We start from the raw sequence: 22,663 nt of genomic DNA on the forward strand, positions 1-22,663 counted from the left end.
CCATCTCCCCTGTGTTGAAAGCGCAACAGTCTAGCACGGCTGCCGATCTTCACGCAGGAGGATTGGCGCCGCCCAATGCTGACCGCGCACTTCACCTGAAGGGACATCGGCACCGATCAGGAGAGCGAAAAGCCGCGGGTGTTCTGGCTCAAGTCGTTGGCCGGCCGAGCCGTCTCAACGGGGTGACGCCAAGCCTGCGCTGTCCAGTAGTGGCGCGACGCGCGCGTGCATGTCCAGGCGTGCCTTCAAGCGCACCAGATTCCAGTAGTGGCCGTTGAGCGCGCGCGAGAGCAAGAGCGTATCTGCCGGCGGCTGGAGCCGGTCCATCGCACCCCACACCTTGGGCGATAGCTCGCGCAGGCGCCGGTGCACGCGTACGTCGCCGAAATCCTGCTCCCCGGGTTCGAACAAGGGGGCCACGCATTCGGCCGCCTCGCGGTAGAGCGAAAGCGGCGCGCCCTGCCCCTGACGCCCGCCCAGCGCCATCATGGCGTCGTCCATCGCCATGGGGTCCTGGTCCAGCGTCGCTTTCAACAGCCCCATCATCGCCGTGAGCCGCTCATGGGGCACGTCGATCACCGCCCCGAAGTCGTAGATGATCAGTCGCTGCCGGGCATCGACGGCGAAATTGCCGGCATGAGGATCGGCGTGCAATTCACAGAAGGTGAACAGCTCTCGGGTGATCCAGTCGGCAAGCGTTTGCGCCACCGCCTGCCGGGTGGTGTCATCGGCATCTTCCAGCTCGCGAAGCGGCGTACCGTCGACGAAACGCATGGCGAGCACGTGAGGTCCGCAAAGCTCCGGCAGCGGTTCGGGTATCACTAGCCGCGGCTCACACGCGTAGCGCTCGCGGTAGCGCGCCAGCGCCCGGGCCTCGGCCTGATAGTCGAGCTCGTTGCGAAGCCCGGCGGCGAGCTCCTCGAACAGCGCATCGAGGCGCGCCTGGGGCACCTTGAACCAGCGCCCCAGACGCAGGATGCGCTTGAGCTGGACGAGATCGCTCTCGAGCACCTCGGCAAGCCCGGGGTACTGCACCTTGAGTACTACGGTGTCGCCATCATACGTGAGTGCCTTGTGCACCTGGCCCATCGAGGCGCTGGCGAAGGGTCGCTCCTCGATCTGGCGAAAGTGCGCGTCGAGATCGCCATATTGAAGCACCAGCGCCTCGCGAATGCGCGGCCAGGGCATCGACTCGGCCTGACGTTGCAAACGCGCAAGCTCCTCGGAAAGATCCGCCGGCAGCAGGTCGTCCCACTGGGACATCACCTGCGCCATCTTCATCGCCGGCCCCTTGAGTTCCGAAAGCCCTTCGAACAGCGCCTCGCCCAGTGCGCGCCAATCCGCCTGGCCGCCGAGACGCGTCTTGAGCATCGCCCCGCCGGTACGCGCCCCCAGGCCCATCAATCGCCGTGTTCGTCCACGCTCACGCATGCATTCACCTCGCTGACTAGTGACTCTCTGTTACCATAGGCGCAATTTTCCGACACGTTAAGGTAAAGCGGGAATGCGCTTGATCATCGCCGAAAAACCCAGCCTCGCCCGAGCCATTGCCGATGCGCTGCCCGGCGGCGGCCAGCGCCAGGAGGGCGCCATCGTCTGCGGTGACACCACCGTGACCTGGTGTCTGGGCCATCTGCTGGAGCAGGCCGCCCCGGAGGCCTACGACCCCGCCGACAAGCAGTGGCGGCTCGACCGGCTGCCGATCGTGCCTGGTAGCTGGAAGCTCGCCCCACGCGCCAAGGCGCGCGGCCAGCTCGCGGTGATCCGCAAGCTGATCAAGCAGGCCGCCGAAGTGGTACACGCCGGCGACCCGGACCGCGAAGGCCAGCTTCTGGTCCAGGAGGTGATCGAGTACCTGAACTATCGCGGCCCGGTATCGAGGCTTCTGGTCAGCGATCTGAACCGCCCGGCGGTGGCTCGTGCGCTTTCAAAGCTTGCCAGCAACGCCGACTTCCAGCCGCTGTTCCAGGCCGCCCAGGCACGCTCGCGGGCGGACTGGCTCTACGGCATCAATCTAACCCGCGCCTGGACGCTGACCGGACGCCAGGCGGGCCATGACGGCGTGCTCTCCGTCGGCCGCGTGCAGACGCCGGTACTGGGGCTGATCGTCAGGCGTGACAACGCCATTCGCGACTTCACGCCCTACCCGTTCTACCCGCTCTGGGTAGATATCGAGGTGGCCCGAGGACGGCTTCGCGCCTGGTGGGCACCCACCGAGCGCCAGCCACTGGACGACCAGGGCCGACTGGTCGAGCGCGCTCCGGCGGATGCGCTGGCGGCCAGGCTGCCCGGCGCCGAGGGCCGGCTCGCCAAGCTCGAACAAAACGAGAAGCGCCAGAACGCACCGCTGCCTTACTCGCTCTCGGCGCTGCAGGTCGACGCCGCGCGCCGCTTCGGACTCTCCGCCCAGACGGTGCTCGACGTCTGTCAGAGCCTCTACGAGCGCCACAAACTGATCACCTACCCGCGCTCGGACTGCCGCTACCTGCCGGAAGAGCATCTGCCGCTCGCCAGAAAGAGCCTGGGCGGCGCCTGCCGAAACGATGCCACTCTTTCCGAGTGGCTCGAGGGGGCCGACTTTTCCCTGCGCTCCAAGGCTTGGAACGACAAGCAGGTCGGCGCCCACCACGCGCTGGCCCCGACCGGCAAGGCGGCGGACTTTGCCACACTCTCCGAAATGGAGGCGCAGGTGTTTCGCCTGGTGGTACGCAACGTGATGGCCCAGTTCTATCCGCCGCTGCGCACCTTCGAGGTTAAGGCGGAGTTTCATTTGCTCGACGAGGCCTTTCGCGCCCGCGGCCAAAGCGTGCTCGATCCGGGCTGGAAACCGCTGTTCACCACCAAAGAAGATTCCCCGCCGCTGCCACCGCTGACCCAGGGCGAGCCGTGCCGGACGCGTGAAGCCGGCGTGGAAGAGAAAGAGACCCGCCCGCCGGAGCCGTTTACCGATGCCAGCCTCATCAAGGCGATGATGAACATCGGTCGCTACGTCGAGGACCCGGAAGTGCGCCGCACCCTGCGCGAGACCGACGGCCTCGGCACCGAGGCGACCCGCGCCGGCATCATCGAGACCCTGGTGCAGCGCGGGTATCTGGTACGCAAGCAGAAAGCCCTGCGCGCCACGAAACTCGGCACCGCGCTGATCAGCGCCCTGCCCGCGGCGGTCAGCACCCCGGAGCGCACCGCGCTTTGGGAGCAGCGCCTGAGCGGCATCGCCGAAGGTAGCGGCGATGCCCGGGCTTTCCAGCAGGCGCTGATAGACGATCTTTACGGACTATTGAAGCAAAGCGATGCAGGACGGCTGCGCTCTAGCCTGCAAACGGCCCAAGGTGAAGCGGCGGCGCCCGCCAAACGCATCGCACAAGCACGCAAGGGCGCTGGTAAAAAGACTACTCGCCGTAAAAGCACTCCCGCGAGGAAGACAACACGTTCCTCTTCCTGATATTGCTGGTTCCCCTACAGGGCAGCTATCAGTGCTGATTGTCATTGATAAAAATAAAGATAACGGTATAACTGTTATCGGTCGTGTCGTTCCTTTCCCGGTAGAGGGATACTCAGTACCCATTCGCGCACCGCCCTCATCGACGGATCATCCCGCCGACCCTCGGGATACACAAGGTAAAAGGCATGGTCATCTAGTTCGAGACCAAATGGCTGTACAAGGCGACCGCCGGCGAGTTCGTCCTCGATCAATTGCCGATTCATCAAGATCACCCCTTGTCCGTTCAGCGCCGCCGAAACCGCGTGACTCTCATCGGAGAAGGCCAACCCCGCCTCGACCTCAAGCGTGGTCAACCCGGTCTTCTCGATATACCGGGCCCAGTCCATTGGGGCAACGAGCGCCTTCTGCGGGCGCAAGTGAAGCAATGGGTAGCAGGAAATATCCCCTTGGCAGCGATCAACAAGTCCTGGCGTGCAGGCGGGAAGCAGCGTGGTGTCGAACAGCTTTTCAGCAACAAGCCCTGGCCAGTGGCCATTTCCATGGCGTATGGCCATGTCCGAGATCATGCCATCCAGTGCAACGGGCTCGTGGCTTGCATGAATACGCAGATCGATAGCCGGATGCGCTTCCCCCAGCAAGTGGACCCAGGAGAGCAGTAAGCGTACCGCTGCAAACGGTGTCGTGGTCAGCGTGATGGCCTGGCGATCAGAACTCTCGGTCAGCCGAGCCAGCGTATGCGCGATGTTGTCGAAAGCCGTTTCCAGCACACGCTGAAGCTCGCGCCCTTTCGATGTCAGTTCGAGCTGCCTGGGTCGGCGCAGAAACAGAGCAATGCCGAGCACCTCTTCCAGCGCGCGAATCTGATGGCTGACGGCGGTAGCGGTAACCGAAAGCTCCTCCCCGGCTTGCTTGACGCTTTCATGACGTGCCGCCGCCTCGAAGGCTCTGAGAGATGAAAGAGAGGGAAGTCGCCGCTTGCTCATGAATGAACTCACCTCATCCATCAATGAAGAAATAGTCGTTTGTGAGACCTGCTTTCAGGACTCTAAGCTTACGCCACGGTTCGAAGTGAATGAACCATTTTTCAAAGGAGCCTTTCATGACACATCTTCTTCATCTGGACGCTAGTGCCCGACCAGGCATCGCTGGTGTTGATCATCGCGGATCGCTTAGCCGCCAGCTATCGAGCGAATTTTCATGCGAGTGGCTGGCACGACGCCCGCAGGATACCCGCACATATCGCGATATCGGCCAGCACCCGCCGAGCTTCATCGATCACGGCTGGATCGCGGCCGCTTTTACTCCATACCACCAACGAGATGCAGGGATGAAAGCGGCACTCGAGGAGAGCGATCGACTAGTAGATGAGCTGATCGCTGCAGACGTGCTGGTCATCGGTTCGCCGCTTTACAACTTCTCAATGCCAGCGGCGTTGAAAGCCTGGATCGATCAGGTGATTCGACTAGGACGCACCGTCATACCGTCCGAGCATGACCCAAAAGAGCTCTTGCCAGCCTTGGCTGATCGGGAGAGGCACGCTGTCATTCTCGTGGCCCGAGGCGGCACGGAAATGGAGCCCAATGAGGCCATGGCACATATGAATCATTTAGAGACGAGCCTGACTGCCGCACTGAACTTCATCGGGATCACCCGTATTCACTCTATTGCAGTCGAAGGCCAGGAAAGCGGTGGCGAGGTGCTGGCAAGCTCCATCACCGATGCGCATAGGCGCGTGAAAACGCGAGTGGCCGAGCTGCAAGCCACTCTCTGTTAGGCTTGCGTCACTCCCTACGCATCGAACAGAAGCGGCGGTACCGGACATTCGAGCAGATCACCGATGACGCGAAAGAGCTCGGCCTCCACCGGCGTCATCCTGCCGCTGTGCTCGATACAGCGGGCCATGGCCTCGAGCACCGTGGCCTTCTCCCGGGGCTTGAGCTTGCGTAGCGCACTCACCGCCCGGGCGAAGGTCTTTACTTCGAAATCGTCGCCGGGAGGCGGCAAGTCGAAGGGCAGCTCGGCTTCGGCCGCCGCCAGGGCTTTTGCCACCTCGCTGGTTTCGTGCTGGCCTGCACTCGCCAGCACGCCCAGCACCACCGCGCATTCGCTTGAAAGTTCGGCAAGCTTGCGCGACGGGAGGCGGTCTCGCTCATCGAATCCCAGGTGATAGGCGAGCCACCGGAAAAGCGTCCATTCGAACAGGCTGACCTGGTGGTCGGCATTGATCAGCTCGACCAGGCAGCTCTTGAAGTGCTCCGCCTGCTCCTTGGAAAGCCCCTTCAATGCTGGCAGCGACAGCTCCATCAGCGGCAGGCGAAAGCGCGCATCGAGAGTGACAACCTCCCCTGCATGGGTCATCACTTCGCGATACACGTCGGCCAGCGCCCTTTGTCGAAGACCGGCCAGCTGGCGCTTGCGCACGTCACTATCCTTGCTGAGCAGCAGCGCATACATCAAGGCGCGGGCGGCGTAGGGCGTTCGCGCGGCCCGCTGAAGCCTTTCGGGCAACTCACTGAGCGTGGCGCTGGCCTGGGCCAGATGACGAGGATCGGGCTGCCCCATTGCGGCCACCGCTTCGCGAGCCGCACATTGGCCCGTGGCGGGCCACGATGAACCGTTCTGAAAGCCAGCGGCGCCGGCCTGCGCTGCGTCACTCGCTCTCGCGCCGGGATGGGCGAGCGTGGCATCGAACTGACCGTTCCAGCCCGGCAGTACCCGGGCGATACGTTTTTCAAGCGGTGGATGGGTGGCCAGCAGGCGGTTGAAGCTCAGCCTGATCGCCGGGCCGAAGAGCATGTGGCTGTATTCGCCGGCGCGCGAGGCATCGAGCCTTGCGCCCTGGGTGTGGGAGCCGATCTTGACCAGCGCATGGCCGATCCCGTTCGGGTTGCGGGTGTACTGTACCGCCGAGGCGTCGGCCAGATATTCCCGCTGGCGACTCACCGCTGCCTTGATCCAGTTGCCGAAGAAGGTGCCCAGCACGCCGATCAGTGCCAGCGCCGCCCCGAGGCCGATCAGCACCGCCGCCGAGTCGTTGCGCTTGTTGCTGCGCAGCGCCCCCCGGTGCGGGGCGCTGCGCAGCAGGATGTGGCCGGCGAGGCCGATGAGCAGCACCCCATGAAGCACGCTGATCAGGCGCATGTTCAAGCGCATGTCGCCATACAGGATATGGCTGAATTCGTGCGCCACCACGCCCTGGAGCTGGTCGCGGGTCAGGTGCTGGATGGCGCCACGAGTGATGCCGACCACCGCATCGCGGGTATCGAACCCGGCGGCGAAGGCGTTGATACCGCCTTCGTCGAGAAGATAGACCGGCGGCACCGGCGTACCCGAGGCGATCGCCATCTCTTCCACCACGTTGAGGATACGCCGTTCGTCGCCCTCTTCGGTGTCCGGGGGGATCTCCCGCCCGCCCAGCGCCTCGGCCACCGCCTTGCCGCCGCCGCGACGCAGTTGAGACTGCTTGTAGAGTCCCCCTAGTCCCACCAGCAGCAGCACGCCCAGCGCGACGACGCCGACCAGCTGCGGTGACAGCCCGGCCAGAAGGCTCTCCAGCAAACTCGCGGAGGCGCGCTGGCGATCGCTCTTCAGAAAGTGGAAGGCGATCAGCACCGCCAAGGTGGTGGTCGCGATCAGTGCCAGCACCGCCGCGATCATCAGTACCACGAGCCGCCCGGTCTTGCGCCGGGCCGCGTCTTGCGCCGTGAAAAAATCCATGCCGCGTCGCCTTTATCTTGTGCCTGGTGTGCCAAGTACCTTAGAAGGAGACCTTGGGCGCCGTCTGGATCTGCGCACTGTCCTCGAACTCCAGGAAGGAGGCGTCCTCGCTGTGTCCGACCATGCCCGCGATCGCCACCGGCGGGAAGCTCTGGCGATAACTGTTGTAGTTCATCACCGCGTCGTTGAAGGCCTGGCGGGCGAAGGCCACCTTGTTCTCGGTGCTGGTCAGCTCCTCGGAGAGCTGCTGCATGTTCTGGGAAGCCTTGAGATCCGGGTAGGCTTCCATCACCACGTTGAGCCGGCCCATCGCCTGGGTCAGCGCTCCTTCGGCGCCACCGAGCTCTGCCATGGCCTGGGCGCTCCCCGGGTTGGCCGCCGCCGCCTTGAGCCCGGCCGCCGCCGTGTTGCGTGCGGCGATGACCGCTTCCAGTGTTTCACGCTCGTGGCCAAGGTACGCCTTGGCGGTCTCGACCAGATTGGGAATCAGGTCGTGGCGGCGCTTGAGCTGTACCTCGATCTGGGCGAAGGCGTTCTGGAAGCGGTTTTTCAGCGCTACGAGCCGGTTGTAGACGCTCACGACGTAGAAGACGATCAGGGCGATGACGGCGACGACGATCAAGGTGGTGATCATGGCAGTTCCTTGTAGTGATCGATGATGAGAAGAAGCCCTTCGACATGACGGCGCCACGCGCAGGCGTGCCTAGCGCTCGTCACTTGGCCAGTCTAGGCAGAAAACTCAGATCCATGCGGTATTTCCTGGGGTTGCCCTGCTCGATGAAGACCGGGATGGTGTCGGTTTGGAGATAGGACGAGGGGTCATACCAGAGGTTCTCGCTCTTGAACACGTGCACCTCGAGGCTTTCCGGGTTCAGCCACTGCGATGTGATGCGATAAGGATGACGGCCGTTGACGGAGAGCCCCGTATTGCGCTCCACGCCCTGGTAGGTGGTCTCCAGGCGCAGGCCGCGCTCGAGCAGTGCGGCGTTTCTCGCAGCACTCACGCGCGAGAACAGAAGCGTCCCCAATCCACCCACCAGGAACACGGCGCCGATCCCGCCGACGATCATCCAGGCACCCATCGCTGCAAAAAAGCCGTCGAGGCGAGCGCTCTGCGGGTTGTCGGGATCGAACAGCACCTTGACGGACTCACCTGGGGAGTAGCCAGGCGGGTTGCTTCCCGTGCGCGAGGTAAAGGTCACGCGCGTGCCTTCGTCGGTGGTGAAGGCCACCACCGGTCGATAGGTGATGGAGTCCTCGGAGCGTGATTCGACCAGTTCGAGCACCTCGCCTTCGGTGGCAACGGCAGCGGCCTCGAAGGCTCTCGAGTGCTGAAAGAGCAGAGCGGCGAGTGCCAGCAGGCCGGCCCCCACCAGGATGAACAGGATTCGCAGTAACTTGATGGCCAGCATGATCGATCCCTCGATGGTACGTGAATGAGCGTGGCGGCTACATCACCGCTTCGCCATTGATGCTAAGCTGCCCCCGATCCCAGGTCAGCGTCTGCTCGTCGCGATCCGGGTCGATCATCAGGCCGACCATCAGCGGCAGCTGCTCCAGCACCTCGCGCGGCGGTGTGGTCAAGCGAACGTCCAGGAACAGGCGTTGCAAGAGGTACTGGCTTGCCTGTTCGCCGCTCATGGGCGCCTCGGCATCGAGAGCGTCGCCGACGACCAGGTCGCTCGTGAGCGCCAGGGCGTAGAGCGCCTCCCGGGAGAGCGCCTGGCCGTCGAAGCGCAACTCGGCGCTCAGGCGGGGCGAGGCGTCGAGGCCGTATTCGGGCATCACGACATGCACCTCGAGCGGGTCGATGGCGATCTCGGGACTGTTCGCGAGAAAGCGGTAGCCGCTGTCAACGAGCGCCTCGATGTCCTGGCCGTAGCGCGCCCGGTCGAGCGATGGGGGGAGCGCCTCGCCGTCCGGGCGAGCGGCGACGAGGCGTGCATGGTGCTCCTGGTATGCCTGGAAGGCCTCGACGTCGAAACGACGGGTGGCGAGCGTCATCGAGAGGCTGCCAAGCGTCTCGCCGTCGATGCCGATCGCGGCCACGCTGACGCGACCGTTCTGGTCTTGCGTTCGCGCGTCGCCTTGCGGCGAAGGCGCGAACACGGTATCGAAGGCGATCTCCTCGAGCGTCACCTCGTGCCCATGGGAAGTGAGCTCCAGGCGCGGGGCGCTCATGCGCTGCGAGACGCTGCCCCCTTGCTCGTCTCGGGAAGACATCTCCCAGCGCGGCGAGACCAGCCGAAACGGCGGCACCTGCGCCCAACGCGTGATGGAGATGTCGTCGGCAAGCGAGGCGATGCGCCAGTCGTGCTCGTCGGCGTAGTCGATATTCACCACGAGGTTGGTCAGCGCGCCATCGACGCCCTCCTCCACCGTTCGCAGCGACTCGGCGCGCAGTTGTCCGGCGATCCCCCGCCAGGAGGCGGTCATGTCGATATCGAGGGTTCCGTCCAGAAACGTTTCGGCGGGCACCAGCGTTCCGGTGACGGGGCTCTTGATCACGCCATGGTCGACGTTCAGGTCGAGTTCGGCCTGGGCACCGTCGTACCCTGCGATCCCCAGTGTTGCCCGGGCAGTCGTGTGAAACAGATGCTTTTCGATGTGAACGTCGCTCACGCGCCAGGACGGTGAACGCTCGAGTTGATCGAAGGCGTCGCCGAGCGACTTCTCCACTTCGTTGCCCACCACCCCCTGGGCGCCGAGGTAGAGCCCCCCGGCAACGACGATGACGCCCGCGGCAACACCCAACGCCTTGGAACTCACGCCCATTTTCCTGTCCTTGTCGAGTGTCGAGAAAAGAAAGCTTAATTTAGAAAAGATCGATTTTTCAACTTCGCCCCGCGGGCTCGTCGCGTCACGTTTCGCTTGCCTAAATTAGAAGCACGCCTTGTCAAATACACAATTGTCGACGTTTGGCTTACTTGATAGCGTGATTTCAGATCGCCGCGACCACCACGAACGCGACCGCCCAACGCCCGGCCCGGGCATCTCCCCAATTAAAACCATAACGCTCGAAAAGCGGAGAGATCGATGCAAGAGACCCACTCTTCCCCTGCCACGCCTGCGCCTGAAAAGCCGCCGAAAAAACGCGCCATGCCGGACGTGTTCATCATCCTGTTCGCCTTCATGGTGCTGGTACTGATCGCCTCCTACCTGATTCCCGCCGGTACCTACGAGCGCTCGACTCAAGGCGGGTTGACCCAGGTGGACACCGAAAGCTTCCGCTTCATCGACGCCGCCCCCTTGAACGCGATGGACCTGTTCACCGCCATGCACAACGGCCTGGTGAACGCTTCCACGCTGGTCTTTCTGATCTTGATCGTCGGCGGCGTGCTCAAGGTAATCGAGTCCACCGGAGCGATCAGCGCGGGCATCTACAAGCTTCTGCGCCTGGCGAAGGGCCGCCAGAACGTCCTGATCCTGATTTTCTGCACCACCTTCGCCACGCTCGCCTCGGTGGGCGTGGGCGCGAACCTGGCGATCGCCTTCATTCCGATCGGCCTGTTTCTGGCCCGCTCGATGAAGCTCGACCCGGTGGTGGGGGTCGCGATCATTTTCCTGGGCTCCTACGCTGGGTTCGGCGCCGGGGTGTTCGATCCGACCGTGACCGTGACCGGCCAGACCATCGCAGAGCTTCCGCTGTTTTCAGGCGTGCTCTATCGCGCCGCCATCTTCGTGGTGTTCCTCGCCATCACCGCCGCCTACATCTGCCGCTACGCTCGGCTCGTCAAGCAGGACCCGGCGGCCAGCGTCATGGGCGCGGCGGCCTTCGAGGGCATCGCACTCGACGGGCAGCCGGAGCAGAATGCGCCGTTCACGCGCACCCACAAGTGGGTTCTGGCGCTGTTCGTGTTCGGCTTCGGCTTCTTTCTCTTTGGCGCCTTCAACCATGGCTGGGGCATTCCCCAGCTCTCCGCCACCTTCATCATGATGGGCATCGCCACGGCGCTGATCGCGCGCATCTCGCCCAATACCTTCATTCAACGCCTGATGAGCGGCGCGCGCGAGGTGCTGTATGGCGCACTGGTGGTCGGCGTGGCCGCCGCGGTCATCGTGCTGCTGCGCCAGGCACAGCTGATCGACACCCTGGTCCATGCGGTGGCGACCTCCCTCGACGGTCACGGCAAAATCGTCGCCATGGAGTTTCTCTACCTGTTCAACCTCGTGTTTAACGGCCTGATCACCTCCGGTACCGGACAGGCGGCCATCGTCATGCCGATCATGGTACCGATCGGCGACATGCTGGAAGTGACCCGCCAGGCCACCTTCATCACCTTCAAGCTCGGCGATGCGGTAACCAACATCATCACGCCGCTGTCGGGCACGCTGATGGCCTGCCTGGCGATCGCCCGGGTCTCCTACGTCGAGTGGTTCAAGTTCGTCTGGCCGCTGGTGCTGCTCTGGATCGTGACCGGTGGGCTGTTCGTGGCCGTGGCGGTAGCCATCGATATCGGCCCCTTCTAGCGACTCAAGACGCCGTCGGGCGGGCCTCGGCGGCGGGAAGTTGCCCATCGAGATAGGCCATGAAGGCCTCGATGTGAGCGGGCAGCTGGCGCTCGGCCATCACCTGCACCTGCAGGCTGCGCTGGGCAAGCGGCGGATCCGTCAGCGGCTTGTGCACCAGGCCGGCGGATTCGACCTTGCCGCTGACCGATATCACGCTGCAAAGCCCCACCATGCTCGCGTGCTCGCTCACCAGGGTATAGATCACGCCGAGCGTATTGCCGGCCACGCGCGCGCAGAGGCGAATACCGGCCAGCCGGCAGGCGACATCGAACAGGTAGCGAACCGTGGAGCCGGCATCGGCCAGCGCCAGCGGGTAGTCCGCCAGGTCCTTGACGCTCAGCGTGCTCTTGTGCGCCAGCGGATGAGAGCTCGCCATCAAGGCACCGATGGCGGCGCCGTGGCTCGAAACCACCCGAATGCCGATGTCGACGGACAGGCTGAAGGTCAGCGCGATATCCACGTCTCCCTGCTTGACCAGCGCCGATGCCTGGGCGGAATCGACGACCTTCAGCTCAAAATCGACGTCCGGATGCCCAGCGGCGAAGCGGGCGATGATGCGAGGCAAAAAGTGCCAGGCCATGCCGTCCGGGCAGGCGATGCGCAGCGTCTTCTGCTGACGCTTCTGGATGCCGCGCATCTCGTCGATCACGCCGGCAAGCTCGAGTTCGTTGCGCAGGGCATAGGCCAGAAGCCGCTCGCCGGCCTCGGTCAGCGCCATGCCGCGCGGCTGCCGCACGAACAGCGCAAGCCCCAGACGCTGTTCCAGATTGGTGATCTGTCGGCTGACCGCCGACACCGCCACGTGCAGCTCCTGTGCCGCAGCCGAGAGCGAACCTGTTTTCGCCACGCTGTGAAAATAGCGCAGGTTGAGTTCCTGCATGGCTCGCTCCGGGTAGAAGAAGGGTCGAATGGCCGCCGCCGACGAGTGTCGAAACGGCGGGAGTGCTTCTAAAAAAAGCAAAGATAATTTGAAATATTAATGATGGTTGCAAACCCGGGCAAGCGATAGGCTCGAAGCATTTTCGCCCCCTACCAGAAGAAGGTCGGCCATGACGATACCGCAAGCCCATCGACAGCATGCCATCGAGCGCGCCCTGCGAGGACTCACCGACGGCAGCTTCTACAAGGCTCTCGCCCGGCGCGTGGCCATGCGTACGGTCAGCCAGGATCCCGCCTGCTTTGCGACCCTCGAGCGTTACCTGACCGACGAAATGGCCCCACTGCTCGTCTCGCTCGGCTTCGAGTGCCGTATCGTCGACAATCCGCAGCCGGGCATGCCGCCGCTTTTGATCGGCGAGCGCATCGAAGACCCTACGCTTGCCACGCTGCTGCTCTACGGTCACGGCGACGTGACCGATGGCCAGGAAAGCAAGTGGGCCGAGGACATTGCGCCCTGGGCGCTGACCTTCGTCGAGGGCCGCGTCTTCGGTCGCGGCACTGCCGACAACAAGGGCCAGCACAGCGTCAACCTGGCGGCGCTCGAGGCGGTGATCGAGGCGCGTGAAGGTCGGCTTGGCTACAACGTCAAGATATTGTTCGAGATGGGCGAGGAGATCGGCTCGCCGGGGCTGGAGGCGGCCTGCCGACAGTACGCCAAGGCGCTGCGCGCGGATCTGTTCCTCGCCTCGGACGGGCCGCGCATCCGCGCCGACATGCCGACGCTGTTTCTCGGCTCACGTGGGGTGGTCCAGTTCAGGTTGTCGCTTGCGACCGGCAACGGCGGGCGCCACTCCGGCAACTGGGGCGGGGTGATCACCAATCCGGCCGCCGTGCTGAGCAATGCCCTGGCCACACTGGTCTCGCAAAGCGGCGAGATACTGGTCGACTTTCTCAAGGCCCCGCCGATCAGCGAGGAGATCTCGCGCCTGATCCGCGACCTGCCGGTGGGCGGCGGCAACACGGACCCTACGATCAACCCGTACTGGGGTGAAGCAGGGCTGACCGACGGCGAGCGGCTGTACGGCGTCAACACCCTGGAGATCCTCGCCCTGGGCGCCGGCGACACCGTCAAGCCCGTCGGCGCGGTGCCCGAGCGTGCCGAGGCGGTGCTGCAACTGCGCTTCGTCAAGGGCACCGAGTGGCAGGCCATCGAGACGCGCCTGCGCGCCCACCTCGGTGCTCAAGGGTTTGGTGAGGTAGCGCTTGAGATGCTCGGCGGCTACGCCGCTACCCGGCTCGACCCCGGCCACCCTTGGGTGAGCTTCGTTCAGCACTCCACCGAGCAGAGCCTGGGAAGTCCGGCCCACATTCTTCCCAACCTGGGCGGCACCATTCCCAACCACTGCTTTTCGGACGTGCTGCGCCTACCCACGGTATGGCTGCCCCACTCCTACCCGGCCTGCGACCAGCACGCGCCCAACGAGCACCTGCTCGAAAGCATCGTTGAGGAGGGACTCAGGCTCACCGCCGGGGTACTCTGGGACCTGGGCGAACCCCAGGCGCAATCACTCGTTCAACAAGGGGCGCAACAACAATGACGACACCTCGCAACGCCGTCGATGGCGAAGCCATCCATTGGGACCAGGACCTGAGCTATGGCCAGTACCTGGACCTCGAGCCGCTGCTCGCCTGTCAGAACCCGGCCTCAAAAGAGCACGACGAGCTTCTGTTTATCGTCATCCACCAGGTCTCGGAGCTCTGGATCAAGCTCTGCCTGCACGAGGCCCACGGCGCGGCGGCCAATATCGACGCCGACGACCTGTCGCCGGCCTTCAAGATGCTCAGCCGCGTGGCGCGTATCCAGGAGCAGCTGATCAAGGCCTGGGAAGTGCTGGTGACCATGACCCCGGCAGACTACGCGAGCTTTCGCGACAGCCTCGGCCAGAGCTCGGGATTCCAGTCTTACCAATACCGCGAGATCGAGTTTCTGCTCGGCAACAAGAACGCCAAAATGATCGAGGCGCACCGCGAACGGCCCAAGGACTACCAGAAGCTTCAAGAGGCGCTCGCTGCCCCCAGTCTCTACGATGTGACGTTGAAGCTTCTGGCCCGGCGCGGCTTCGCCATTCCGGCAGAGAAGATCGAGCGCGACTGGCGCGACCCCTACACCGCCTGCCCCGAAGTGGAAGCCGCCTGGGCCGAGGTATATCGCCACAGCGAACGACACTGGGACCTCTACGAACTTGCCGAGAAGCTGGTAGACGTGGAGTTCAACTTCCAGCGCTGGCGCTTCAATCACATGAAGACCGTCGAGCGTATCATCGGCTATCGACGTGGTACCGGCGGTACCGCCGGCGTCAACTACCTGGTCAAGGCGCTGGACCTGCAGTTCTTTCCCGAGCTCTGGAGCGTGCGCACCTCGATCTGAGCAGGTGACGGCGACGGTATTCGATCTTACGGAGGACACCATGAACGAGCCCCTGAACGGCATCACCCTCGAAAGCGTGCAAGAGCGCGATCGGCGCGACCCGCTGGCCGCTTTCAAGCAGCATTTCGCCCTGCCCCAGGGCGTGCTCTACCTGGACGGCAACTCCCTGGGCGCCCAGCCGGTAGCGGCGACGCAGGCCGTCGAGGCCACCCTCACTCAATGGCGCGAGGAGCTGATCAAGGGCTGGAACCAGGGGTGGTTCGACGCCCCCGAGCGCCTGGGCGATCTGCTCGCTCCAGTGATCGGCGCGCGGGCCGGGGAAGTCTGCGTGACCGACAACATCACGCTCAACATCTTCAAGCTGCTGGGCTATATCACAAGCCAGGCCCCGGATGATCGGCGCGCGGTACTCTCGGAAGGCGGCAACTTCCCCACCGACGGCTATATCGCCCAGGGGTTTTGCCAGCTGCGAGGCTGCGAGCACCGTTTCCTGCCCGAAGGCGCGGACTTGGCCGAGCACCTCGAAGGCGTGGCCGTGGTTGTGCTCAGCCAGGTGAACTACCGCACCGGTGCGCTTCGCGACATGGCCGCCACCACGCAGCTCGTGCATGCCCACGGCGCCGAGGTGGTCTGGGATCTCGCCCACTCTGCCGGGGCGCTGCCCGTCGAGCTCGTCAAGAGCGGCGCGCGCTTTGCGGTGGGCTGCACCTACAAGTACCTGAATGGCGGCCCCGGGGCGCCAGCCTTCGTGTTCGTGCATCGCAATGCCCAGTGTGGTCCGTGGCAGCCGCTCTCGGGCTGGCACGGTCATAGCGCCCCGTTCGCCTTCGACGCGGACTACGCCCCCGCCGACGCTATTTCCCGCTTTCGCACCGGCACTCACTCGGCGCTGGCCTACACCGCCTTGGAGGCATCGCTCGCGCTCTGGCAGGACGTCGATCTTAAAGCGCTGCGCGACAAGAGTCTGGCAATGACGGAGCTCTTTCGCACGTGCCTTCTGGATCTGTTCGCGGAGCACGGCATCGAGGACATCACTCCACAGGAAGGCCAACGTGGCAGCCAGGTCTCGCTGATCGATGGTCAGAACGGTTACGCCACCGTGCAGGCGCTGATCGCGCGGGGCGTGATCGGCGACTACCGCGAGCCGGGGCTGATGCGCTTCGGCTTCACGCCGCTCTACTTGAGCTTCGAGGATGTCTGGCACGCCGCCCGGCATTTTCGCGAGGTGCTGGAAAGCGGCGAGTACCGCGATCCGCGCTTTTCCGTGCGTGGCGCGGTCACCTGATCACCATGAACGCCCTCGACAAGGACCAGGCCTACTCGCCGAGCCACTTCGCCACCAACGTGGAAGCCACCCTCGCTCGCCAGGCAGACGCCGGGCGAGCGCTGGTCGCGCGCCGCGCGCCCCTTGCGGGCCGCGCCACCGCCTCTCCAGCGACGCGCTTCAACCTGTTCGTGCCTGACGGCGACGGGCCGTGGACGCTGATGGTCTTCATCCACGGTGGCTACTGGCAGGAGCTGGACGCGACGGCGACGGACTTTCTCGCCCAGCGCTATCTGGCGCGCGGCATGGCCTTTGCCTCGATTGGCTACGACCTGGCGCCCGACGTCTTGATCGAGACGATGATCGAGCAGTGTGTGCAGGGCCTTGCGGCCGCTTTCCAGACCCTCAACGAGCATGGCGGTGCCTGGTCGATCAAGCTGGGCGGCCATAGCGCCGGTGCCCAGCTCGCCTACTGGGTCGCCCGCCGCACGCGTCTTCCGATCGACCGACTGCTGCTGATCAGCGGCGTGTTCGATCTCGCGCCGCTGGTGGACACCTACGTTAACGCCCCGCTTGACTTGAACGTGGAGCAGGCGCGCGCGCTCAGCCCGCTTCATGACGATCTCGCGGGGCTTCCCCCGTGCCGAGTGGTGATCGCCGAGAACGACCCGCCCGCCTTTCACCGCCAGGCCGACGCTTTTCTCGCCGCACTCGCAAAAGCGGATGTACATGCCGAACGCATCGAGCTGCCTGACTGCGACCATTTCGATGTGCTGGAGCGCTTCTAGGCCGCATCTATGCTGCGGCGTGATCATTCCGGTATCCAGCTCTGCCACCTCGATGCCCACCCGCGCCATTGGAAATGGCGCCGATGGTCGACAGGCCCGTTGAATGTTGAGAAGCTCATCAACGCTGCGAAGTCCCGGGTAGATTATCTACTCGACGATGCAAGCGTTAATGACTAGATTCACTTAAGTTACCTGAATGCCTTAACTTATCCTGAATAAAAGACTCAAGGTTCAGTTTAGATTGCCGATAACTCTTTGTTATCATTGAGGGGAGGCTACCGATGTTCCAACTGCCAATTAAAATAAAAACTGCAGGTCGATCTTACGGACGGGGCGTGCTGACTCAACTGAGCGATCAGATGGAGCGCGGCATGCTCTCCATCACGCTGGATGCCGATCTGCGTATTTCATCCGTCAACCAGGGCTTTGCGGACGCACTCGGCTACCGGCGCGAGCAGTTGCTGGGTAGGCCGATGTCGGAGATCGTGCCGGACTACGTCAAGGAGCTACCCTGCTTTCAAGACTTCCAACGAGCCATCACGACCTTCGAGCCGGTCAGCGACAACTACCGTTACCTGCGTGAAGATGGCGCCATGGTCTGGCTCAACCTCGTCTGGCTACCGATACGCAGTGCGGGTCGGCGGCTTTCCCATGTACAGGGCTATGGTCGCGAGGTGACCGAGATCGTAGAAGGCACCAAGGAGAGCGAGTCGTTCATTGCCGCACTCATACGCTCCACCGCCGTCATCCAGTTCAACCTCGATGGCACTATCATCACCGCCAACGAGCAGTTCCTCAAAGGGATGGGATACCGCCTCGACCAGATCATCGGCCGACACCATCGGATGTTCTGCACGCCGCAAGAGGCCGGCTCGCCGAACTATGTGGCGTTCTGGCAGACCTTGAACAACGGCGAGTTCGTGGCGGACCGCTTCAAACGCATCGATAGCCGCGGGGCCGAGGTGTGGCTCGAGGCCACCTACAACCCCGTCTACAATGCCGATGGTCACCTTTGGAAGGTGGTGAAATTCGCCAGCGTCATTACCGATCAGGTGGCGCGGGAGCGTCAGGTACGCGAAGGCGCTCACCTGGCCTTCGATGTATCACGTCAAACGGATGTCAGCGCCGAGAAAGGCGCGGCGGTGGTCAAGCAGACCGTCGAGACGATGCGCCAGATCGCCGCCCAGATGCAGGCTGCGACCGAAAGCGTCGAAGCGCTGGGCAGGCAGTCCCTCGAGATCAACGCCATCGTCGAGACCATCGGCAGCATCGCCGAGCAGACCAACCTGCTGGCGATCAACGCCGCCATCGAGGCAGCCCGAGCCGGTGAACAGGGACGCGGCTTTGCGGTAGTCGCCGATGCGGTCAGAAAGCTCGCGGCCAGCACCAGCGCCGCCACCGAGAAGATCACCAGCGTCGTCACGCAGAACCAGGCGCTCTCGCACGAGGTCAAGCGCCAGATGTTCGAGACCCGCGAAGAAGCCCAGCAGGGCCTTGAGGTAGCAGGCCAGGCGGGCAGCGTGATCGTGGAGATCCAGGACGGCGCCAAGCGCGTGGTCGACGCCGTCCAGCGCTTTTCGAGCGACCTGACCTAGCGCGCTCTAGCTGACCGGAATCATCACCACTTTCTGAAACGCCGGGCGCTCGGTCAACGTCTGGTACCAGCGCTCCAGATGGGTGCGCGGGTTCCAGGTAAGCCCGCAGTTCCACAGGTTGTAGATCAGCGGCGCCACGGCGATGTCGGCAAGGCCGAACGCCTCGCCGGAGAGCCAGGGTGTGGCACTCAGCGCGTCGTCGAGCATGGCGAAAAGCGCTTCGCAGTCCGCAGTACCGGCTTCGAGCTTGGCCTGGTCACGGGCGTGGGGCGGCGTGCGAACAAACCCCATCAGCATGACGCGGTGAGCGGGCGACAGGTGCGAGCTGCCCCAGTCCATCCACTTCTCGGCCTGGGCACGCTCGGCAGGGTCGTCGATCCAGAGACGGCTCTCGCCGTACTGGGCGGCCAGGTAGCGGACAATGGTATTGGACTCCCACAGCACACTCGCGGTGGCGTCGTCCTTCAAGACCGGCACCAGGCCGTTGGGGTTCATCGCCTTGAACTCGGGCGTATCGTTGACGCCGTGTTCAAGCCCGGCCTGAATCTGCTGGTAGGGAAGATCAAGCTCTTCGAGCACCCAGCGCACTTTCTTGAGATTGGTGGAGTTGTCGCGGCCCCAAAGCGTAATCATGGTGATCCTTGTGACGGGTTGATCGAGGCTAGCCAGTGTGGCGCGGCGGCCGTGGCGTGACAAGTCGTGCAGGCCTTGCCACGCCGGGCGCCTGCGTAATCACTTGTCCTGGTAGAAGGTCATCAGGCTCGAGAAATCGAGCCGGCCATGGCCGTTTGCCTTGTGCAGCGCGTAGAGCGCCCGCGCCGCGGAGCCCATCGGCACCGGCGCGGCGCTTTGCTGGCTGATATCCATGGCAAGATTCAGATCCTTGAGCATCAGTTCGGTCAGAAAGCCGCCCTGGTAGCCTTTCAAGGCCGGGGCGTTCTCCATGACCCCCGGGTAGGGGTTGTAGACATTCAGCGCCCAGTTGCCGCCGGAGCTCTGCTTCATGATCTCGGAAAGCACGGCGGGGTCGAGACCGTTTTTCACCCCCATGTTGATCGCCTCGCAGGTGCCGGCCATCAGAATCGCCAGCAGCATGTTGTTGCACGCCTTGGCCACCTGCCCCGCGCCACTTTCGCCGGCATGGAAGATGTTCTTGCCCATCACCTCGAGTACCGGTCTGGCCTTTTCGAACTGGGCTGACGTTCCGCCGACGATGAAGGTCAGCGTGCCCGCCTGGGCGCCCCCCACGCCGCCGGAGACCGGCGCGTCGATGAAGTCGATACCCTTCTCCTCGGCGGCGGCCGCCACCTTGCGCGCGGTCTCGGCATCGATGGTGGAGGAGTCGATGACCAGCGCGCCGGGGGCGATGACATCGAAAAGCGGCGCCTCGCCGTCCACGAAAAGTGCGCGTACGTGCTGGCCGGCGGGCAGCATGGAAATCACGACCCGAGCGTCTTTTGCGGCGTCCTGAGCCGAGGCGGCGACTTCGCAGCCGTGCTCCTTCGCGGTGGCGAGCGCCTGAACGCTTAGATCGAAAGCGCGCACATCGAAGCCCGCTTTCGAAAGGTTCGCCGCCATGGGGCCGCCCATGTTGCCAAGGCCGATGAATGCGATGGTGGTCATGATCGTTATCCTTGTTATGGGTGATGGGCTAATGGGGCCGCGCTAGCCGAGCGAGGCCAGCGGGCTCTGCTCCCAGGGGGAGGCCAGCAGCTCGTCGATGAAGTACTGCTCGACGGAGGCGACGTCCGGGTAGGTCCAGGCCGGGCTGCCGTCCTTGTCGACCAGCAGCGCGCGCACGCCTTCGGGAAACTCGCGGTGGCGACAGCACTGCACCGAAAGCGCAAGCTCCGAGCGAAACACCTCGGCCAGCGACATGTAGCGGGCCCGCTTGAGCTGCTCGTCGATCAGCGCGATCGACACCGGGCTTCCGTGGGCCAGGGTTTTCTGGGCGCGGCTGAACCAGGCGTCATCGCTTTCGACCGCCAGAATGGCGGCGACGGTCTGCTCGGTGGTGTCGTGATCCATCAGCTCGCGAATCAGCGCCATGGCGCCCCGTACCGGGGCTTCCTGCTCGGCGAAGTGCGCGCGGGCCGCTTGCTCGAGCTCTCTGAGCGCCCGGCTGACCACGCCGTGGGCGTCGATACTGCCCTGCTGGTTCCAGCGCGCCCCGGTAAGCGCGTTCACCAGCGCTTCGAACTGATCGCTTTTCAGGCAGCGATCGGCCAGGCCCAGATGCACGGCGTCCGTCGCGTTGACCGGGCTTCCGGTCATGGCCAGAAAGCGCCCGGTGCCGACCGGCAGGCGGTTGAGAAACCAGCTCGCGCCCACGTCCGGGTAGAGGCCGATGGTGACCTCGGGCATGGCGAGTCTCGAGATCTCGGTGACCACGCGGTGGCTCGAGGCGCTGAGCAGCCCCATGCCGCCGCCCATGACGATACCACTGCCCCAGCAGATCACCGGCTTGGGATAGGTGTGAAGGGTGAAATCGAGCCGGTACTCGTGGGTGAAGAAGCGCTCGGGAAAGTCGGAGCCGCCGTCCTCGGTAATCGAGCGGTAGAGGCTGACCACGTCGCCCCCGGCGCAGAACGCCTTCTCGCCGGTGCCCCGCAACAGCACCGCGACCACCTCGGGCTCTTCCTTCCAGCGCTCGAGCTGTGGCTGCATCGCCTCGATCATCTCGAGGGTGAGGGCGTTGAGCGAACGCTCGGCGTCGAGCCTGATCTCGCCGACGAGGTGGCCATCGCGTGTGGCGTGCTCGGTAAACACTACGCTACTCATTAGAGCATCCTTGTACCATTGAACGTTCCCTCACTATAGCTCGCCGGCGCCGTCGGCCAACACCCGCCGGGCGATGATCAGGCGCATGATCTCGTTGGTGCCTTCCAGGATGCGGTGTACCCGGGTATCGCGCACGAAGCGCTCCATCGGGTACTCCTTGATATAGCCGTTGCCGCCAAAAAGCTGCAGCGCCTCGTCGCACACCTTGAAGCCGATATCGGTGGCGAAACGCTTGGCCATGGCGCAGTAGGTCGGGGCATCCGGGTGTCCGGCGTCGAGTTTGGTCGCGGCTAGGCGCACCAATTGGCGCGCGGCGACGAGCTCGGTGGCCATGTCGGCCAGGCGAAACTGCAGCGCCTGGAATTCCGCCAGCGCCCGACCAAACTGCTTGCGCTCGCGCAGGTAGTCGCGTGCCTCGTCAAGTGCCCGCTGGGCGGTGCCGATCGAGCAGGTGGCGATATTGATGCGCCCGCCGTCGAGCCCCTTCATGGCGATCCTGAAGCCCTCACCTTCGCGACCCAGTAGATGATCGGCCGGCACGCGTACGTTCTCGAAGGTCACCATGCGCGTGGGCTGGCTGTTCCAGCCCATCTTCTCCTCCTTGCGCCCGTAGCTGATGCCGGCGGTGGCGGCGTCCACGGCAAAGGCGGAGACGCCGCCGGCGCCTTCGCCGCCGGTGCGCGCCATCACCACCAGAATATCGGTGCTGCCGGCGCCGGAGATGAACATCTTGCTGCCGCTCAACACGTAATCGGCGCCGTCGCGCCTGGCGGTGGTCTTGAGCGAGGCGGCGTCCGATCCGGCGCCGGGTTCGGTCAGGCAGTACGATCCCAGAAGCTCGCCGGTCGCAAGCGCCGCACCCCAGCGCTCGATCACCTCGGGCCGGGCGTGGCTTGCCAGCATCCAGGTGACCATGTTGTGAATGGTGAGATACGCCGTGGTCGAGGTGCAGCCCATGGAGAGCTGCTCGAAGATGAGGCTGGCATCAAGCCGTGAAAGGCCGAGTCCGCCGACACTCTCCGGCGCATAGAGCGAACAAAACCCGAGCTCGCCAGCCTTCTTGATCACATCGACCGGAAAGTGGGCGTCGCGATCCCACTCGGCGGCGTGAGGGGCCAGCTCCTTCTGGGCGAAGCTTCTGGCCATGTCGATGAAAGCGATCTGGTCATCGTTGGGCTCGAAATTCATGGCGGTTCTCCGTCCGAGCGGTGGTTGTTGTCGTCATGAAGAGCGCTTGAAAGCTTCATTGACGTTAAC

General features: G+C 64.1%; 19 protein-coding genes. 8 read left to right on the forward strand and 11 right to left on the reverse strand.

All coding sequences use genetic code 11. The features are described from left to right. Positions 1–174: 174 nt before the first annotated feature. Positions 175–1,431, reverse strand: coding sequence for an ABC1 kinase family protein (locus tag GEV37_RS13130; protein WP_227390707.1), 1,257 nt, complete (start codon positions 1,429–1,431; stop codon positions 175–177). A 73-nt stretch (positions 1,432–1,504) separates the two neighbouring features. Here GEV37_RS13130 and GEV37_RS13135 point away from each other — a divergent pair, with 73 nt between their 5' ends. Beyond that, positions 1,505–3,442: a DNA topoisomerase III gene (locus GEV37_RS13135; RefSeq protein WP_227390708.1), complete on the forward strand. Its 1,938-nt coding sequence runs from the start codon at positions 1,505–1,507 to the stop codon at positions 3,440–3,442. 74 nt (positions 3,443–3,516) lie between these two features. On the opposite strand, the gene GEV37_RS13140 is transcribed toward GEV37_RS13135, so the two are convergent. Continuing rightward, positions 3,517–4,425: a LysR substrate-binding domain-containing protein gene (locus GEV37_RS13140; protein WP_227390709.1), complete on the reverse strand. Its 909-nt coding sequence runs from the start codon at positions 4,423–4,425 to the stop codon at positions 3,517–3,519. Positions 4,426–4,541: 116 nt separating this feature from the next. On the opposite strand from GEV37_RS13140, the gene GEV37_RS13145 reads away from it, so the two are divergent. Continuing rightward, positions 4,542–5,216 (forward strand): FMN-dependent NADH-azoreductase, encoded by a 675-nt coding sequence (locus GEV37_RS13145; protein WP_227390710.1) that lies wholly within the window; start codon positions 4,542–4,544, stop codon positions 5,214–5,216. Positions 5,217–5,230: 14 nt separating this feature from the next. Here GEV37_RS13145 and GEV37_RS13150 read toward each other — a convergent pair whose 3' ends face one another. The 4 genes from GEV37_RS13150 to GEV37_RS13165 form a co-directional block, all read right to left on the reverse strand. Next, the gene (locus tag GEV37_RS13150; protein WP_227390711.1) at positions 5,231–7,159 is read right to left on the reverse strand and encodes a M48 family metallopeptidase; all 1,929 of its coding nucleotides are present in this window, start codon (positions 7,157–7,159) and stop codon (positions 5,231–5,233) included. Positions 7,160–7,199: 40 nt separating this feature from the next. Further along, positions 7,200–7,793: a LemA family protein gene (locus tag GEV37_RS13155; protein WP_227390712.1), complete on the reverse strand. Its 594-nt coding sequence runs from the start codon at positions 7,791–7,793 to the stop codon at positions 7,200–7,202. Between the two features lie 79 nt (positions 7,794–7,872). Then, positions 7,873–8,571 carry a DUF3592 domain-containing protein gene (locus GEV37_RS13160; protein ID WP_227390713.1) on the reverse strand — a complete coding sequence of 233 codons (699 nt, stop codon included), beginning with the start codon at positions 8,569–8,571 and terminating at the stop codon, positions 7,873–7,875. Positions 8,572–8,608: 37 nt separating this feature from the next. Further along, positions 8,609–9,934 carry a DUF945 family protein gene (locus GEV37_RS13165; RefSeq protein WP_227390714.1) on the reverse strand — a complete coding sequence of 442 codons (1,326 nt, stop codon included), beginning with the start codon at positions 9,932–9,934 and terminating at the stop codon, positions 8,609–8,611. A gap of 261 nt (positions 9,935–10,195) precedes the next feature. Here GEV37_RS13165 and GEV37_RS13170 point away from each other — a divergent pair, with 261 nt between their 5' ends. Then, on the forward strand, positions 10,196–11,629 hold the full coding sequence (locus tag GEV37_RS13170) for a YfcC family protein (protein ID WP_227390715.1): 1,434 nt from the start codon (positions 10,196–10,198) through the stop codon (positions 11,627–11,629). Between the two features lie 4 nt (positions 11,630–11,633). On the opposite strand, the gene GEV37_RS13175 is transcribed toward GEV37_RS13170, so the two are convergent. After that, on the reverse strand, positions 11,634–12,551 hold the full coding sequence (locus GEV37_RS13175) for a LysR family transcriptional regulator (RefSeq protein WP_227390716.1): 918 nt from the start codon (positions 12,549–12,551) through the stop codon (positions 11,634–11,636). Between the two features lie 169 nt (positions 12,552–12,720). On the opposite strand from GEV37_RS13175, the gene GEV37_RS13180 reads away from it, so the two are divergent. The 5 genes from GEV37_RS13180 (at position 12,721) to GEV37_RS13200 (ending at position 18,625) form a co-directional block, all read left to right on the forward strand. Then, positions 12,721–14,148, forward strand: a complete 1,428-nt coding sequence (locus tag GEV37_RS13180; RefSeq protein WP_227390717.1) for a M20 family metallopeptidase — start codon at positions 12,721–12,723, stop codon at positions 14,146–14,148. Then, positions 14,145–14,978, forward strand: coding sequence for a tryptophan 2,3-dioxygenase (kynA, locus tag GEV37_RS13185; RefSeq protein WP_227390718.1), 834 nt, complete (start codon positions 14,145–14,147; stop codon positions 14,976–14,978). Before GEV37_RS13180 ends, kynA begins: the two co-directional genes overlap by 4 nt. Before the next feature lie 40 nt (positions 14,979–15,018). Then, positions 15,019–16,263: a kynureninase gene (kynU, locus tag GEV37_RS13190; protein WP_227390719.1), complete on the forward strand. Its 1,245-nt coding sequence runs from the start codon at positions 15,019–15,021 to the stop codon at positions 16,261–16,263. A gap of 5 nt (positions 16,264–16,268) precedes the next feature. Beyond that, positions 16,269–17,030, forward strand: coding sequence for an alpha/beta hydrolase (locus GEV37_RS13195; protein ID WP_227390720.1), 762 nt, complete (start codon positions 16,269–16,271; stop codon positions 17,028–17,030). Positions 17,031–17,365: 335 nt separating this feature from the next. Beyond that, the gene (locus GEV37_RS13200) at positions 17,366–18,625 is read left to right on the forward strand and encodes a methyl-accepting chemotaxis protein (RefSeq protein WP_227390721.1); all 1,260 of its coding nucleotides are present in this window, start codon (positions 17,366–17,368) and stop codon (positions 18,623–18,625) included. Between the two features lie 6 nt (positions 18,626–18,631). Here GEV37_RS13200 and GEV37_RS13205 read toward each other — a convergent pair whose 3' ends face one another. From GEV37_RS13205 to GEV37_RS13220, 4 genes are all read right to left on the reverse strand, one after another. Continuing rightward, positions 18,632–19,258: a glutathione S-transferase family protein gene (locus GEV37_RS13205; protein WP_227390722.1), complete on the reverse strand. Its 627-nt coding sequence runs from the start codon at positions 19,256–19,258 to the stop codon at positions 18,632–18,634. 99 nt (positions 19,259–19,357) lie between these two features. Beyond that, entirely contained in the window at positions 19,358–20,248 is an 891-nt protein-coding gene (gene mmsB / locus GEV37_RS13210) for a 3-hydroxyisobutyrate dehydrogenase (RefSeq protein WP_227390723.1), read from the reverse strand. A gap of 42 nt (positions 20,249–20,290) precedes the next feature. Then, the gene (locus GEV37_RS13215) at positions 20,291–21,406 is read right to left on the reverse strand and encodes an enoyl-CoA hydratase/isomerase family protein (RefSeq protein WP_227390724.1); all 1,116 of its coding nucleotides are present in this window, start codon (positions 21,404–21,406) and stop codon (positions 20,291–20,293) included. Between the two features lie 33 nt (positions 21,407–21,439). Next, positions 21,440–22,594: an acyl-CoA dehydrogenase family protein gene (locus GEV37_RS13220; RefSeq protein ID WP_227390725.1), complete on the reverse strand. Its 1,155-nt coding sequence runs from the start codon at positions 22,592–22,594 to the stop codon at positions 21,440–21,442. Between the last annotated feature and the right edge of the window lie 69 nt (positions 22,595–22,663).

The sequence above is a fragment of the Vreelandella malpeensis genome (assembly GCF_020622355.1).
GTDB classification, from domain to species: domain Bacteria; phylum Pseudomonadota; class Gammaproteobacteria; order Pseudomonadales; family Halomonadaceae; genus Vreelandella; species Vreelandella malpeensis.

Excerpts from the sequence above, each read along its gene's own strand:
- GEV37_RS13150 (WP_227390711.1), bottom strand. The coding sequence starts at position 7,159 with ATGGATTTTTTCACGGCGCAAGACGCGGCCCGGCGCAAGACCGGGCGG.
- GEV37_RS13175 (WP_227390716.1), bottom strand. The coding sequence starts at position 12,551 with ATGCAGGAACTCAACCTGCGCTATTTTCACAGCGTGGCGAAAACAGGT.
- GEV37_RS13160 (WP_227390713.1), bottom strand. The coding sequence starts at position 8,571 with ATGCTGGCCATCAAGTTACTGCGAATCCTGTTCATCCTGGTGGGGGCC.
- GEV37_RS13140 (WP_227390709.1), bottom strand. The coding sequence starts at position 4,425 with ATGAGCAAGCGGCGACTTCCCTCTCTTTCATCTCTCAGAGCCTTCGAG.
- GEV37_RS13155 (WP_227390712.1), bottom strand. The coding sequence starts at position 7,793 with ATGATCACCACCTTGATCGTCGTCGCCGTCATCGCCCTGATCGTCTTC.
- kynU (WP_227390719.1), top strand. The coding sequence starts at position 15,019 with ATGAACGAGCCCCTGAACGGCATCACCCTCGAAAGCGTGCAAGAGCGC.
- kynA (WP_227390718.1), top strand. The coding sequence starts at position 14,145 with ATGACGACACCTCGCAACGCCGTCGATGGCGAAGCCATCCATTGGGAC.
- GEV37_RS13205 (WP_227390722.1), bottom strand. The coding sequence starts at position 19,258 with ATGATTACGCTTTGGGGCCGCGACAACTCCACCAATCTCAAGAAAGTG.
- GEV37_RS13135 (WP_227390708.1), top strand. The coding sequence starts at position 1,505 with ATGCGCTTGATCATCGCCGAAAAACCCAGCCTCGCCCGAGCCATTGCC.
- GEV37_RS13215 (WP_227390724.1), bottom strand. The coding sequence starts at position 21,406 with ATGAGTAGCGTAGTGTTTACCGAGCACGCCACACGCGATGGCCACCTC.
- GEV37_RS13195 (WP_227390720.1), top strand. The coding sequence starts at position 16,269 with ATGAACGCCCTCGACAAGGACCAGGCCTACTCGCCGAGCCACTTCGCC.
- mmsB (WP_227390723.1), bottom strand. The coding sequence starts at position 20,248 with ATGACCACCATCGCATTCATCGGCCTTGGCAACATGGGCGGCCCCATG.
- GEV37_RS13170 (WP_227390715.1), top strand. The coding sequence starts at position 10,196 with ATGCAAGAGACCCACTCTTCCCCTGCCACGCCTGCGCCTGAAAAGCCG.
- GEV37_RS13165 (WP_227390714.1), bottom strand. The coding sequence starts at position 9,934 with ATGGGCGTGAGTTCCAAGGCGTTGGGTGTTGCCGCGGGCGTCATCGTC.
- GEV37_RS13145 (WP_227390710.1), top strand. The coding sequence starts at position 4,542 with ATGACACATCTTCTTCATCTGGACGCTAGTGCCCGACCAGGCATCGCT.
- GEV37_RS13220 (WP_227390725.1), bottom strand. The coding sequence starts at position 22,594 with ATGAATTTCGAGCCCAACGATGACCAGATCGCTTTCATCGACATGGCC.
- GEV37_RS13130 (WP_227390707.1), bottom strand. The coding sequence starts at position 1,431 with ATGCGTGAGCGTGGACGAACACGGCGATTGATGGGCCTGGGGGCGCGT.
- GEV37_RS13180 (WP_227390717.1), top strand. The coding sequence starts at position 12,721 with ATGACGATACCGCAAGCCCATCGACAGCATGCCATCGAGCGCGCCCTG.